The sequence below is a fragment of the Glaciecola sp. MF2-115 genome, from assembly GCF_047250385.1.
Lineage (GTDB): Bacteria > Pseudomonadota > Gammaproteobacteria > Enterobacterales > Alteromonadaceae > Glaciecola.
Map to the genome: position 1 here is coordinate 172621 of NZ_JBLBVM010000055.1, position 13412 is coordinate 186032.

The 13412-nt window shown below is 41.3% G+C and carries 10 protein-coding genes; 9 read left to right on the forward strand and 1 reads right to left on the reverse strand.

The window, feature by feature from the left end; genetic code table 11:
- Positions 1-6 precede the first annotated feature (6 nt).
- The 4 genes from ACKLNX_RS13960 (at position 7) to ACKLNX_RS13975 (ending at position 6554) form a co-directional block, all read left to right on the forward strand.
- On the forward strand, positions 7-3033 hold the full coding sequence (locus tag ACKLNX_RS13960) for a type I restriction endonuclease subunit R (protein WP_412972818.1): 3027 nt from the start codon (positions 7-9) through the stop codon (positions 3031-3033).
- Between the two features lie 38 nt (positions 3034-3071).
- Positions 3072-3284, forward strand: coding sequence for a hypothetical protein (locus ACKLNX_RS13965; protein ID WP_412972819.1), 213 nt, complete (start codon positions 3072-3074; stop codon positions 3282-3284).
- A 74-nt stretch (positions 3285-3358) separates the two neighbouring features.
- The gene (locus ACKLNX_RS13970; RefSeq protein ID WP_412972820.1) at positions 3359-5011 is read left to right on the forward strand and encodes an RNA-directed DNA polymerase; all 1653 of its coding nucleotides are present in this window, start codon (positions 3359-3361) and stop codon (positions 5009-5011) included.
- Complete coding sequence (locus tag ACKLNX_RS13975; protein ID WP_412972821.1) at positions 5004-6554, forward strand: DNA polymerase; 1551 nt, start codon at positions 5004-5006, stop codon at positions 6552-6554. The genes ACKLNX_RS13970 and ACKLNX_RS13975 overlap by 8 nt, the downstream gene beginning before the upstream one ends.
- Before the next feature lie 32 nt (positions 6555-6586).
- On the opposite strand, the gene ACKLNX_RS13980 is transcribed toward ACKLNX_RS13975, so the two are convergent.
- Entirely contained in the window at positions 6587-6760 is a 174-nt protein-coding gene (locus ACKLNX_RS13980; protein ID WP_412972822.1) for a hypothetical protein, read from the reverse strand.
- A gap of 529 nt (positions 6761-7289) precedes the next feature.
- On the opposite strand from ACKLNX_RS13980, the gene ACKLNX_RS13985 reads away from it, so the two are divergent.
- The 5 genes from ACKLNX_RS13985 to argS all read left to right on the forward strand — a co-directional run bounded on the left by ACKLNX_RS13985 (position 7290) and on the right by argS (position 13412).
- Complete coding sequence (locus ACKLNX_RS13985; RefSeq protein WP_412972823.1) at positions 7290-7805, forward strand: antirestriction protein ArdA; 516 nt, start codon at positions 7290-7292, stop codon at positions 7803-7805.
- Between the two features lie 264 nt (positions 7806-8069).
- Positions 8070-8999, forward strand: coding sequence for a type IV toxin-antitoxin system AbiEi family antitoxin domain-containing protein (locus ACKLNX_RS13990; protein ID WP_412972824.1), 930 nt, complete (start codon positions 8070-8072; stop codon positions 8997-8999).
- Positions 9000-9001: 2 nt separating this feature from the next.
- Positions 9002-9916 (forward strand): nucleotidyl transferase AbiEii/AbiGii toxin family protein, encoded by a 915-nt coding sequence (locus ACKLNX_RS13995; protein WP_412972825.1) that lies wholly within the window; start codon positions 9002-9004, stop codon positions 9914-9916.
- A 163-nt stretch (positions 9917-10079) separates the two neighbouring features.
- Positions 10080-11666: a peptide chain release factor 3 gene (gene prfC / locus ACKLNX_RS14000; RefSeq protein WP_412972826.1), complete on the forward strand. Its 1587-nt coding sequence runs from the start codon at positions 10080-10082 to the stop codon at positions 11664-11666.
- A gap of 12 nt (positions 11667-11678) precedes the next feature.
- Positions 11679-13412, forward strand: coding sequence for an arginine--tRNA ligase (gene argS, locus ACKLNX_RS14005; RefSeq protein ID WP_412972827.1), 1734 nt, complete (start codon positions 11679-11681; stop codon positions 13410-13412).

The following is a 13412-nucleotide window of genomic DNA, read 5'->3' on the forward strand; positions in this document are numbered from 1 at the left end:
GTTAGAATGGTCAGTCAAACGAATGAACAGGCACTAGAATCGGCAATTGAGAAGTCATTAACGGGCACTTGCTTGGAAGAGCTTAAAAATCAAATACAAGAAGTAGCCCAAGACTTTGGTAGCAAGTTCTATAAGGTTGGTCAGCCGTCTGATTTTAACGCGCAGTATGCACTAGATGAGCGCTACTTCTGGGCGTTTTTAAAAAAAACGCAGGAAGATGAGCTTGAAAAAATCAGGCGTAATAACCCCAATGATTGGCAACGTAAAATTTACGAACGCTTTGACAGACTCATCAAAAAACATGGCATTTTGCACCTGCTTAAGAAAGGTTTGAGCGTTGACGATGCCCACTTCAACTTGATGTATCCAGCACCGCTGGCTAGCAGTAGCGAGAAGGTTAAACAGAACTTTTCTGAAAACCTGTTTAGCTCTACCCGCCAATTACGTTATTCGCAAGCTAATCCGCTGCAAGAAATTGATATGGTGCTGTTTATCAACGGCGTTCCATTGATAACGCTAGAACTGAAGAACGCTTGGACAAATCAAACTGCCCGCTACCACGGACAAAAACAGTACCGTGAAGACCGAGATACCAACCAGCCACTTCTTAACTTTGGTCGCTGTCTGGTGCATATGGCGGTGGATACCGATGAAGTCTATATGACGACCAAGTTGGCTGGAAAAAGCACCTTCTTTCTGCCATTTAATAAAGGCCATAACCATGGGCAAGGCAACCCGCCCAATGTATCAGGACATAAAACCGCTTATCTTTGGGAAGAAGTATTTAGCAAAGATAGCCTTGCCAATATCATTCAGCACTTTGTAAGACTGGACGGTAGCAGCAAAGACCCGCTTAACAAGCGTACTTTGTTTTTCCCGCGTTATCATCAAATGGATGTGGTACGAAAGTTAGTCAACGATGCTTCTGAGAATGGTGTTGGGCAAACATACTTAATTCAGCATTCGGCGGGTTCTGGTAAGTCTAATTCAATCACTTGGGCTGCGTATCAGCTTATTGAAACTTATCCAGCCAGTGAGGCTGTGCAAGGCAGCAGAGGTTTAGATCAGCCGCTGTTTGACTCGGTGATTGTTGTTACTGACAGACGCTTACTCGATAAGCAGCTTCGCGATAACATCAAAGACTTCTCGGAAGTGAAGAATATTGTTGCGCCAGCTCACAAATCGTCAGAGCTTAAGTCTGCACTGGAGAACGGCAAGAAGATTATCATTACTACCATTCAAAAATTCCCATTTATTATTGATGGTATTGCGGATCTTAGCGATAAGCGCTTTGCTGTTATTATTGATGAGGCGCACAGTTCGCAGTCAGGATCAGCGCACGACAACATGAACCGTGCAATGGGTAAATCTGAGGTAGAAGAGGCGGAAGACGCTCAAGACAAGATTCTACAGGCGATGAAATCACGCAAGATGCGTGGTAATGCTTCATATTTAGCGTTTACCGCTACGCCTAAAAATACGACCCTAGAAAAGTTCGGACAGCAGCAGCCTGATGGCAGCTTTGAACCATTTCACTTGTACTCTATGAAGCAAGCGATTGAAGAAGGTTTCATTCTTGATGTGCTGGCTAATTACACGACTTACAAAAGCTATTACGAAATCGAAAAGTCGATTCAAGATAACCCTGAGTTTGATACTAAGAAAGCTCAGAAGAGACTCAGGGCTTACGTAGAGAGTAGCCAACATACGATAGATACCAAAGCCGAAATAATGCTGGAGCATTTTGTGCCGCATGTCGTCAACGCCAAGAAGCTAAAAGGCAAAGGTAAAGGTATGGTTGTCACTCAAAATATTGAAGCAGCCATTCGTTATTACAAGGCAATAACGCGATTACTGGAAGCCCAAGGCACCCCCTTTAAGGCTGCTATAGCCTTTTCCGGAACTAAGGAAGTTGATGGTATCGAATATACCGAAGCCGATATGAATGGTTTTGGTGAAAGCGATACGAAAGACAAGTTTGATACTGACGAATATCGCCTACTTGTTGTCGCCAACAAATATCTGACTGGCTTTGACCAGCCTAAACTCTGCGCGATGTATGTAGATAAAAAGCTGGCGAGTGTTTTATGTGTGCAGGCGCTGTCGCGTTTAAACAGGTCAGCTCCGAAACTAGGCAAGAAAACCGAAGACCTCTTTGTGCTAGATTTCTTCAATTCTATCGAAGAAATTAAAACAGCATTTGATCCATTCTATACAGCAACCTCATTGTCTGAGGCGACTGATGTCAACGTACTCCATGAATTAAAAGATGAAATGGATGATGTCGGTGTTTATGAATGGACAGAAGTTGAAGAGTTTGTAAAACGTTATTTTGACAATGAAGATGCTCAACGGCTAAGCCCAATAATCGATATTGCCGCAGCTCGATTCAATGTTGAGTTAGAGCTAGAAAATGAAGCCAAAATTGACTTCAAAATCAAAGCCAAGCAGTTTGTAAAAATCTACGGCCAGATGGCTTCAATCATGTCCTATGAAATAGCCGTATGGGAAAAGTTATTCTGGTTCTTAAAGTTCCTGATCCCCAAGCTTAAAGTTCAAGATCCTGACGCTGAATTATTAGATGAATTACTGGATTCAGTTGATCTCAGCTCATACGGTCTTCAGAGAGTGAAGCTAAGCCACACTATTGGTTTGGACGGAGAAGAAACAGAATTAGACCCGCAAAACCCTAACCCACGTGGGGCGCACGGTGGCGACAAAGAAACTAACCCATTGGATGACATCATATATACGTTCAATGAACGCTGGTTCCAAGGCTGGAGTGCAACACCCGAAGAGCAGCGCATTAAGTTTGTAAACATTGCTGATAGCGTCAAAGCCCACCCAGACTACGAAGATAAATATAAAAACAATGCTGATCCACATAACCGTGAACTGGCATTCGAGAAAATATTAAAAGAAATAATGCTTCAGCGCCGCAAAGATGAGCTAGAGCTATACAAACTGTTTGCTGGTGACGATGCGTTTAAGTCGTCATGGAAACAGAGTATTCAGCGTATTGTGGATATGTAATTTTAGATCGTGAGTAGGCGTAAGCCATTGAGGGAACGATGAAAATAAAAAATATAAAGGTTGAAAATTCTCGTCTGCTACAAAATAGCTCTTTGGTTATTTTAAAAATTCGCGTAGATGGAAAGTCGCAGGTAATAACCACTGTGCTAACTACTGAGCAAATGATTGTACTTGAGAAAGAGCCAGTACTTATGACTAGGTCTGAAGATATCCTATCGCTGGTTACTAGCAATAATAAAAATTTTAATTAGGAGGGGGGGGTGAAAAGGAATTTAGTGCTAATATTTCGAACTCAGTTTGACGTTACCTCTAAGAGGCGCACGTAATGGGTAGTACGGATAAGGAAAGTTTACTGGCGTTCCCCATTAATGAACGGGCTACCTTAAAGCACCTTCGTCAGGATATGAAAGATGATTGGTTCTATGATGCTGTGAGGTATCAAGATCTTCTTTCTAATTATAAAAATCTAAGAAAAATTCTTTCGCAAAACCTTGAGATTAACCATGGTGAATATAAGTCTGGCCGCAAGACTATATATGATGTTCCAAAACGAGCGCTTGGTCTGCGATATACATTAGAAATTGATTTTTATGATAGGTTTTTATATCAGGCGATCTGTAGCTACCTGATTCCATATTTTGATCCACTTTTATCAAACCGTGTTTTTAGTCATCGATATAATAAATTTGGTAAGGAAAAGTATCTTTTTAAACATCGAATTGAATTGTGGAATACGTTTGAGAATATAAGTTATCTATCCTTTGCTGATGATAAGACTCTTCTTGTAACTGACCTTCTAAATTACTTTGAGCAAATCTCAATAGATACTGTTGAAAACGCATTTGTTGGAATGATTTCAAAAATAGATGCAACTGGCGCTGAAAAAAATAATATAAGAAGTGCAGTTAGTACATTGAGGGCATTGTTAGAAAAATGGTGCTATAGCGAAAGACATGGATTGCCGCAAAATCGAGATGCGTCTTCTTTTATTGCAAATATAGTGCTTGATACTGTCGATAAGAGCATGGTTGGCAAGGGATATGATTATTTTCGCTATGTCGATGATATTAGAATTATTTGTTCAGATGAGTATGAAGCTAAAAGAGCCCTAAACGACCTTATTTTCGAGCTGCGAAAACTCGGTTTAAACATTAATTCGAAGAAAACTGTAATACTTGATAAGAGCAGTGAGAATCTCCAAGAGTTCTTTCCAAGCTCTGACGACACGATGACACTTATCGATACGATGTGGCGATCCAAAAGCAGGAAGGTAATTGCTCGCTCAATACCAATTTTATTTGAATTTCTACAAAAACAAATAGAAGAAGGAGAAACGCAAAGCCGCCCTTTTCGTTATTGTATAAATAGATTTAAAACATTGATATCTTCAAATCTCTTTGACTCGAAATCTATTCTAGCTAGTGAAATTGCCGATGCTTTGATTGGTGAGTTTGCAAGGCAGCCTGTCTCTTCTGATCAATTTTGTAAATTATTAATGGATTTAGATTTGTCTGACGAGCAAAATCAATCAATAGCAAGTTTCATAGTAAATAAGGATATAGCTATACATGGTTGGCAGAATTATCATCTTATTTTGCTTATGGCGTATAAGAAATTCAACGCTCCGGAACTAGTAGAGCATTGTAAGTCTTTAGTAAGACAGAGTGTCGAGACCCCAGAAGTCCCCGCTTGTTTCATATATCTTGCATCCATTGGGCTTGAAATTGAACTTGAAGAGTTTATAGAAGATTTCAAGGAAACTTGGCCATATCAGCATCAGCGGTATTTTTTGATTGCGCTTCAGAATACGTCTAAAGAAAAGTTGAAGCCAATGTTTGGGAAAGTTGACTATCGACTGCGTGGGACAGTAGCTAGAATGCAAGAAAATGGAAGTTTTAAAGGTGATACAGTGTATTTAAGGGATTTTAATACGACACTTATTGACGAAATTTATGATGAGATATCGCCATATGAGTAGAGGGAAGACAGTCTATCTTGTTTATCAGAAAGACTTTTCTGAAGGCGGAGCGGATCGATATTTTATATATGATGGTGATGCTTTCTCTGAGGCTCGTTCAGAAGAAGTTGTTGCCCTTGATTGCTTTATAGTAACTCATGACTTTTGGTTAATCTCCAGTTCGTTATTTAAAAAACACGGCAGCTTACCCCCAAAGGTTATCGATATTGTATTGATGTCAAAGGTCGTTGCGGGAGTTAAATCGATAGGCGGAGATGTTCAGCCTTGGGATGTGTCCAAAACTATTAAGCCGCTACTTAAGGAAAGTGACGATTTTGATTATTACATGGACATGTATTACCGACGTAAAGAGTTAGTTGTAGATATTTACATGCTAATTTCACATAAGCTTGCGGAGTGTTTTGAGCAATTGTCAGCATTAGCTTCGAAAGCAGGAGAAATAGAAAGGTTTTATTCTTTGGAGGTGCCCATCTTCAATGAGCTGGTTGTTTCAGCTTGCAAAGGTATTCGAGTGAATAACGATATGGTGAGGGAACACAAAGATAATCTTAAGTTAGACTTCTACCGACAACTTAAATTGTTTGCGGAAAAGCACAAGGTGATGTATGAACTTCCGGTCGAGGGAGAGGTTAGGGAGAAGATGTCCGCTCTAGGGTATGACGTTCAGGATTATAGTCTTGAATTTTTGATTGATTTTTTGCCTTCGCGTGATGGCTATACTGACGATTTACGAAGTCTTCAAAAAACTAACAAGAGTTATAGAATATTTAATTCTATCTCTTCTAGTTCTAGAAGGTTAAGGCCAATAGTCGAGTCACACTGGACTTCTACTTCCAGAATCTACCATAAATCACCAAACCTTCAGAATATATCTAAAAGATACCGAAATATATTTGTTGCCGATGAGGAGATGTCTCTTTGCTATGTAGATTATGATCAGTTTGAGGTTGGTATAATGGCGGCACTGTCATCTGATCCAAAAATGAAGAACATTTACGAAAACAGTGATGCTTATAGAGACTTTGCAGTTCAGGTTTTCAATGATACAAGCATGAGAAAGAAGGCCAAAGTCCTTTTTTTATCATATACGTATGGGATGTCGTTAGAGAATATTATTAGCTCTGTTAAAGAATTGGGAGGCAATCAAATAATAGCACGTGAGTACTTTTCTGGATTTTCGGTGTTTGAGGATTGGAAAAAGTCGATAAATAATGAGTTTTTTGAAAGCGGGCGAGTTGGAACAATCTCGGCTAATTATTTGAATAGGAATTCTGATAAAGAGTTAACGGATAAAGAGAAACGAACATCTGTTAATCATGTTATTCAAGGCACTGCTACTTATATATTTAAGAGAGCGCTATTAGAGCTTTCAAGACTTGATAATGTTCAAGTCTTGATACCAATGCATGATGCCATTTTGTTTCAACATACTGCGCTAGTTGATCCTGCAAATGTAGTTAGAATATTTGAAAAGGTAATGACGGATGAGTTACATCAGAAGGTAAAAGGAAAAGCTTCAATTGAAAGCTTCTATGCCGAATAATTAAATTGGTCAGCATAGAATTAATATTAAAGTTAAAGGCATCGTAATGAAAGTTCATTCTCGATATTTTGCAGTGAAGCCAAAGCATTTGTACGCTGAAGCGTATTGGCATTACTTTTTATCAGCTCGATAAAAACGTCTTTATGTAAGCCGTGAAGCTGATATGTGTTTTTGGCTGCTAATTCAAATTTTGTTACTAATCTCATTGTAACCTCCTATATTTGGAGGCCGTGACAACCACGGCCTTTGTAAAGCCGCGTGGTCGAGAATATGTGGTTGCCTGCACCTTTGGTCGCAATACAATGGAGAAGCATTTTATGCTTGCAGGAATAAACCGCTATTCACGTTAATGTGGATGCTAAAAAGGCCGCGTGGGTTCACGCGTTTTCAAATTTGGTGGTAAAGATTGATTGGTTATTTGGATCAGCACTAAAGCGCTGCTGCTTTTGTTTAAAAAGAGTTTCGCTGCGCTGAAAAAAGGCAGAACACGTTCGTGTTCGCATCTTCTGTTCTAGTTTCCCCTTTTGGGTAGACGTAAAAATATCACATAACTTGTCTTCATCAAGACATCCCCCAACCTTCCGCACCTTCTCAAGTTCAGGTTTGTGCAGGCTGGGTGGTCCCCCCTGTCTGGATTGCGCCAAAACATGTGATCTTCGCTCGCCAGCTCGCTTCTTTTTCTGGGGTTTTCAACCCCAAAAGGGGGTGTGTTTTTAAGATTAAGGAGCAAAAGAAATGAGCGAAGAAATTAGAATTTATGTTGCAGACCTAGCCGCATACAACAACGGCAAGTTACATGGTGTTTGGATTGATGCCACGCAAGCGCTGGACGATATTCAAGAGCAAATTAACGAGTTGTTAGCCAACAGCCCAGAAGACGATGCTGAAGAATATGCTATTCATGATTATGAAGGCTTTGCAGGTTATTCAGTGTCTGAGTATGAAGGAATTGAGCGCGCGCACGAAGTAGCTTGTTTTATTGAGGAACATGGCGAAATTGCAGGCGATTTATTATCTCACTTTGGCGATAGTATCGACGATGCGCAAAAAGCCATTGAAGATAATTATTGTGGTTGTTATGCCTCACTGGCTGACTATGCCGAAGAGCTGACCGAAGAAACCACACAGATCCCAGAGCATTTAGCATTTTATATCGACTATGAAAAAATGGGGCGTGATATGGAGCTAGGCGGCGATGTATTCACCATCGAAATAGGTTATCAAGAAGTTCATATTTTTTGGAACCATTAAACAGGCGAGCTTCTGCCCTTTCTTGTTGAAGGGGCGGGAGCTTGCTTTTGGCGGCGCACTTTTGGGGCTCAGAGGCCTTGCAGCCTATATCGCTCATATTTCGCTTGTCTTGTCTCCGCTGTCGTCAAGCTGAGCCCCAAAAGTTTAAATAATGCTGGCTATCGGTATTATTAATACCGATAGCGCCTTTGTTTTAAACTGTTCTGGTTTATATTTTGTGTATTTCGCGGCGCTTACCGCCGTGAAACTTAATGGTGGTAAACCATGTTTGATTATGTTAGTTTATACATATTGTTTTTTACGGCGTTTATCGCCGCAAATAAAGCTAATGGTAAACTAAAAAGGGTTGTACGCTTGGTTAACAGCACTACTTCACATGATGATGTAGCAAAAGGGGCTTATAAACAGTCACTTAAAGCGCTTCTACCTTATGGCATGCTGGCGACTAAAAAGTGGCTAGCTGAACAAGGCTTAAGTGCCCATGCCATCGATAACGCAGTGAAAACAGAAACTTTGTTATTACTGGCTACTGGCGTATATAGCCAGTATTCCCGCTCATTGAGCTGGGAAGGCGTGGTTGCCTCTATGCAGCGTATGGATGTGAATAGCTCGGATAATCTGCCTTCCGTTATCGTTGGCGGGTTGTCAGCATTGTCATTATCGGGGTTGTCGCAGTATCTGTCGTTAGGCAGTACGCCACATATACATTTATATGCACAAGGCAAGTTGCCATCATGGCTGGGGCGTTTATCGCTGCCCGTTGAATGTGATGGGCATAGTACCAATACGTTGTGGCCTGAATGGCTGATAAAAGACAAAAGCTTTATCAGGCAGCATGAATGGGAGGCGGATCTGCCCCCTGTGTATTTTTCATGTCCTGAAAAAGCGTTGTTGGAGTTACTGGTAGATTTGCCAGACGCGGTTAGCTTTGAGCATGCCGACGAGCTTATGCAAGGGCTAGTGAATTTATCACCCAGAAAACTCGATACACTTTTAAAAGCGTGCAAAAGCGTGAAGGTGAAACGTTTGTTTTTCTGGTTAGCTAAACGTCAAGCTTACCCTTGGTTTAACAAGCTGAATGTCGAGGATTACGATTTAGGCTCTGGCAAGCGTGTTGTGGCTAAAGGCGGCAAATTGGATACGGATTATTTGATCACTGTGCCGTCACATATGGCAATGGAAAGCGAAAGTTAGCTATGGATAGAAACAGTATTTATTACAAGCAAGTGCAGTTATTGATGCAGGTTTTGCCCTTTGTCGCCAAGCAGGAATGTTTCGCGCTTAAAGGCGGAACGGCGATCAATCTCTTTGTTAGAGAGTTTCCGCGCTTGTCGGTTGATATTGATTTGGTTTATCTGCCCATGAAAGGCCGTGATGACGCATTACAGGAAATATGCGCAGCATTAGATGCCATTAGCGCAGATTTAAAAGTCGCGTTTAAAGATGTTGAGCTAACAGAAGCTTATAAGTCAAAACGCGATGCTCTGAGGCTAATTGTTGGCCGTAATGGTGTGCAGATAAAGGTTGAGCTCTCACCCGTGCTACGTGGCACGGTTTACGAGCCGCAGTTGATGGAAGTATGCGCCGCCGTAGAAGATGAATTTGGTTATGCAGAAGTGCCTGTGGTGGCCTTGGCTGATCTTTATGCTGGCAAAATATGCGCGGCATTAGATAGGCAGCACCCAAGAGACTTATTCGATGTGAAGTGGCTCTTGGAAAATGAAGGCCTGACGGATGAGATAAGAAAGGCACTAATAATCTATCTCTCAAGTCACAATCGGCCAATGGCCGAATTGTTAAGGCCGCAATTTAAAGATATAGCGGCCATTTATGCAGGTGAATTTGCAAATATGGCCGAGACGGACGTACCGCTTGAAGAGCTGGTGGCCGTGAGAGAGCGTTTGGTAGAGCTTATTCACCAAGGGCTAACCGATAGTGAAAAAGGCTTTTTACTGTCGTTTAAAAACCGTGAGCCGGATTGGGCGTTGCTTGGTCTTGATGCTGTTAGTGAACTTCCGGCCATTAAATGGAAACAGATTAATCTGGCCAAAATGCCAGATGACAAACATAAGCTGGCGTTAAACAAGCTAAAAGAAGTACTGAGTGTTTGATTTATAGTACTTAGTTATTTTGCTAGAATAGCGCTCAAATTTTTCAATGCTTTGATGGGAGGTTTTGCTGGCTGTAGGCCGTGGCAATCTGCTTGAAGATCAGGGCTTAGAGTTAACTTTATTTTTTTGTACAAATAGTTGTACAAAACGGGAATTTAGATACATGGCAAACGCCGATTTTCTTAATGAAATCAATAAGCGAAGAACTTTCGCTATCATCTCTCACCCCGATGCGGGTAAAACCACTATCACCGAAAAAGTATTATTGTTCGGAAATGCCTTACAGAAAGCTGGAACTGTAAAAGGCAAAAAATCTGGGCAGCATGCGAAATCTGATTGGATGGAAATGGAAAAAGAGCGTGGCATCTCAGTCACAACCTCTGTGATGCAATTTCCCTACAAAGATCACTTGGTAAACCTCCTCGATACTCCAGGGCACGAAGACTTTTCTGAAGATACCTACAGAACGTTAACCGCCGTTGATAGCTGTTTAATGGTGATTGACGCGGCAAAAGGTGTTGAAGCGCGTACTATCAAGTTGATGGAAGTTACTCGATTACGTGATACTCCTATTATTACCTTCATGAATAAATTGGATCGAGATACACGAGATCCTATTGACTTGCTTGATGAAGTTGAAGAAATCTTGAATATAAAGTGTGCTCCAATTACTTGGCCAATTGGCATGGGTAAAGAATTTAAAGGCGTTTATCACCTCCTGCGTGATGAGACAATTCTGTATAAAACAGGACAAGGCCATACTATTCAAGAAACTAAAATCATCAAAGGCTTAAATAATCCAGAGCTTGATGATGCAATTGGTACGTATGCTGAAGAATTACGAGATATGCTGGAATTGGTGCAGGGCGCATCCCACGAATTCGAGCTTGAAGCTTTTTTAGCGGGTGAATTAACTCCCGTTTATTTTGGTACAGCCCTGGGTAACTTTGGCGTTGACCATATGCTTGACGGACTTATCGAGTGGGCGCCTATGCCTCAAGGTCGTGAGCATGATTTAGGCTCCGTTGAAAGTACAGACGCTAATTTCAGTGGTTTTGTTTTCAAAATTCAAGCAAATATGGATCCGAAGCATCGTGATAGGATAGCATTCTGCCGTGTCGTTTCAGGCAAGTATGAAAAGGGCATGAAGATGCACCATACTCGCATCGGTAAAGATGTTCGTATAGCAGATGCGGTTACCTTCTTGGCTGGTGATAGAAGTTTGCTACAAGACGCTTATGCAGGAGATATAATTGGCTTGCATAACCACGGCTCTATAAAGATTGGCGATACATTTACGTCTGGTGAAAAATATCGTTTCTCGGGCATTCCAAACTTTGCGCCAGAACTATTTAAACGTATTCGCCTGCGTGATCCTTTAAAGCAAAAACAATTGCTTAAAGGCTTGATCCAGTTATCAGAAGAAGGTGCTGTGCAGGTATTCAGGCCTTTACAGAATAACGATTTAATCGTTGGCGCCGTCGGTGTCCTACAATTTGATGTTGTTGTCGCTAGGCTGAAAGCCGAATACAATGTAGACGCAATTTATGAAGGTGTAGGTGTTGCTACCGCACGCTGGGTTTACTGCGACGATGCACGCAAGTTAGACGAATTTAGACGCAAATCAGAGGTGAATTTAGCCTTAGATGGTGGAGATAACCTAGCTTATATAGCACCGACTATGGTTAATTTATCTCTCTCACAAGAACGTTATCCCGATATTGAATTTAAAACCACAAGAGAACACTAGGTTTATTACGACATGAATATTCATCATTTACTCAGCGCTAGATTTTCCCAAGCTATTCAAGCAATGGGTATTGAAGATGCACCTATTCCATTGAGCAGAAGCACAAGACCAGACTTTGGTGAATACCAATTCAACGGCGCAATGGCATTAGCGAAACAATTAAAACAAAAGCCTCGTGACATTGCAGAACAAATTTTGGCCAACGTGGAACTAGATGATATTGCAAGCAAACTCGAAGTTGCTGGCCCTGGTTTTATCAATATTCATTTAAAAAATGATTGGTTATCCCAGTGGTGTGAGCGCGCATTGCAGGATAGTAAGTTGACCGTTGAAGCGCATGAAAGCAAAACGATTGTCGTTGATTATTCTTCACCTAACTTAGCCAAAGAAATGCATGTAGGCCATCTGAGAAGTACTATTATCGGCGATGCTGTTGTTAATGTCCTTGAGTATTTAGGTCACAATGTTATTCGCCAGAACCACATGGGGGATTGGGGAACGCAGTTCGGCATGTTGCTGGCACATCTAAATGACCAGTTAGCTAAGTCATCTGTAGCCGAGACGGCACTGTCCGATCTCGAAGACTTCTACCGCGCAGCAAAAGTACGATTCGATAATGAAGATGGTTTTGCCGACCGAGCTCGTGAGTATGTGGTTAAACTTCAAGGTGGAGATCTGGATTGTTTGAGACTCTGGCAACAGTTTATCGACATTTCAATTCAGCACAGTGAAGAAGTTTATAAAAAGCTAAACGTTAGCCTAGAGCGTGAGCATGTAATGGGTGAGAGTAGTTACAACCACGATCTAGCCAATGTGATTAAAGACTTAACTGAGAAAAATATCTTAGTAGAAGATCAAGGTGCGAAACTTGTATTTATCCCTGAAATGTCCAACAAAGACGGCGACCCAGCGGTTTATATAGTGCAGAAATCAGGCGGTGGTTATTTATACGCAACGACTGACTTAGCTGCAATCAGATATCGCGCAAATACTCTCAAAGCAGACAGAACGCTTATATTTACAGACGCTCGACAAGCACTTCACTTTAAGCAAACCGAAATTGTCGCACGTCGTGCTGGTTATTTGGCAGAAACAGACAGTTATGAGCATTGCCCATTTGGCATGATGTTGGGCAAGGACAACAAACCCTTCAAAACTCGTTCAGGTGAAACAATTAAGCTCTCAGACTTGTTAGATGAAGCTATTGAACGTGCGGCAGTGCTTATCGGCCAGCGTGAATCAAGTTTGAGCGAGAGTGAAAAGCAGCAAGTTGCGAAAACTGTCGGAATTGGTGCGGTAAAATATGCCGACTTGAGTAAGAATAGAACCACGGATTATATTTTTGATTGGGACACAATGCTAAGCTTTGAGGGGAATACAGCGCCGTATTTGCAATATGCGTATACTCGAGTGAAAAGTATTTTCCGCAACGCAAAACAAGATATGGATACTTATCACGCCAAGGTAGCAGTCGCTTCTCCGCAAGAGCACGACTTAGTCGTTAAACTCATGCAATTTGACGAAGTGCTAGAGTCAGTAAGTAAAGAAGCTACGCCCCATATTATGTGCAGTTATTTATATGAGCTGGCAAGTTTGTTTATGCGATTCTACGAGGCGAACCCAGTATTGAAAGCTGAAGTAAGTGAGGCCGATAGAAATAGTCGCTTAGGTTTATGTGCTTTAACTGCAAAGACGCTCAAAACAGGTCTTGAAATACTTGGCATTGAAACCTTAGAGTCTATGTGA

Excerpts from the sequence above, each read along its gene's own strand:
- ACKLNX_RS13960 (WP_412972818.1), top strand. The coding sequence starts at position 7 with ATGGTCAGTCAAACGAATGAACAGGCACTAGAATCGGCAATTGAGAAG.
- ACKLNX_RS13965 (WP_412972819.1), top strand. The coding sequence starts at position 3,072 with ATGAAAATAAAAAATATAAAGGTTGAAAATTCTCGTCTGCTACAAAAT.
- ACKLNX_RS13970 (WP_412972820.1), top strand. The coding sequence starts at position 3,359 with ATGGGTAGTACGGATAAGGAAAGTTTACTGGCGTTCCCCATTAATGAA.
- ACKLNX_RS13975 (WP_412972821.1), top strand. The coding sequence starts at position 5,004 with ATGAGTAGAGGGAAGACAGTCTATCTTGTTTATCAGAAAGACTTTTCT.
- ACKLNX_RS13980 (WP_412972822.1), bottom strand. The coding sequence starts at position 6,760 with ATGAGATTAGTAACAAAATTTGAATTAGCAGCCAAAAACACATATCAG.
- ACKLNX_RS13985 (WP_412972823.1), top strand. The coding sequence starts at position 7,290 with ATGAGCGAAGAAATTAGAATTTATGTTGCAGACCTAGCCGCATACAAC.
- ACKLNX_RS13990 (WP_412972824.1), top strand. The coding sequence starts at position 8,070 with ATGTTTGATTATGTTAGTTTATACATATTGTTTTTTACGGCGTTTATC.
- ACKLNX_RS13995 (WP_412972825.1), top strand. The coding sequence starts at position 9,002 with ATGGATAGAAACAGTATTTATTACAAGCAAGTGCAGTTATTGATGCAG.
- prfC (WP_412972826.1), top strand. The coding sequence starts at position 10,080 with ATGGCAAACGCCGATTTTCTTAATGAAATCAATAAGCGAAGAACTTTC.
- argS (WP_412972827.1), top strand. The coding sequence starts at position 11,679 with ATGAATATTCATCATTTACTCAGCGCTAGATTTTCCCAAGCTATTCAA.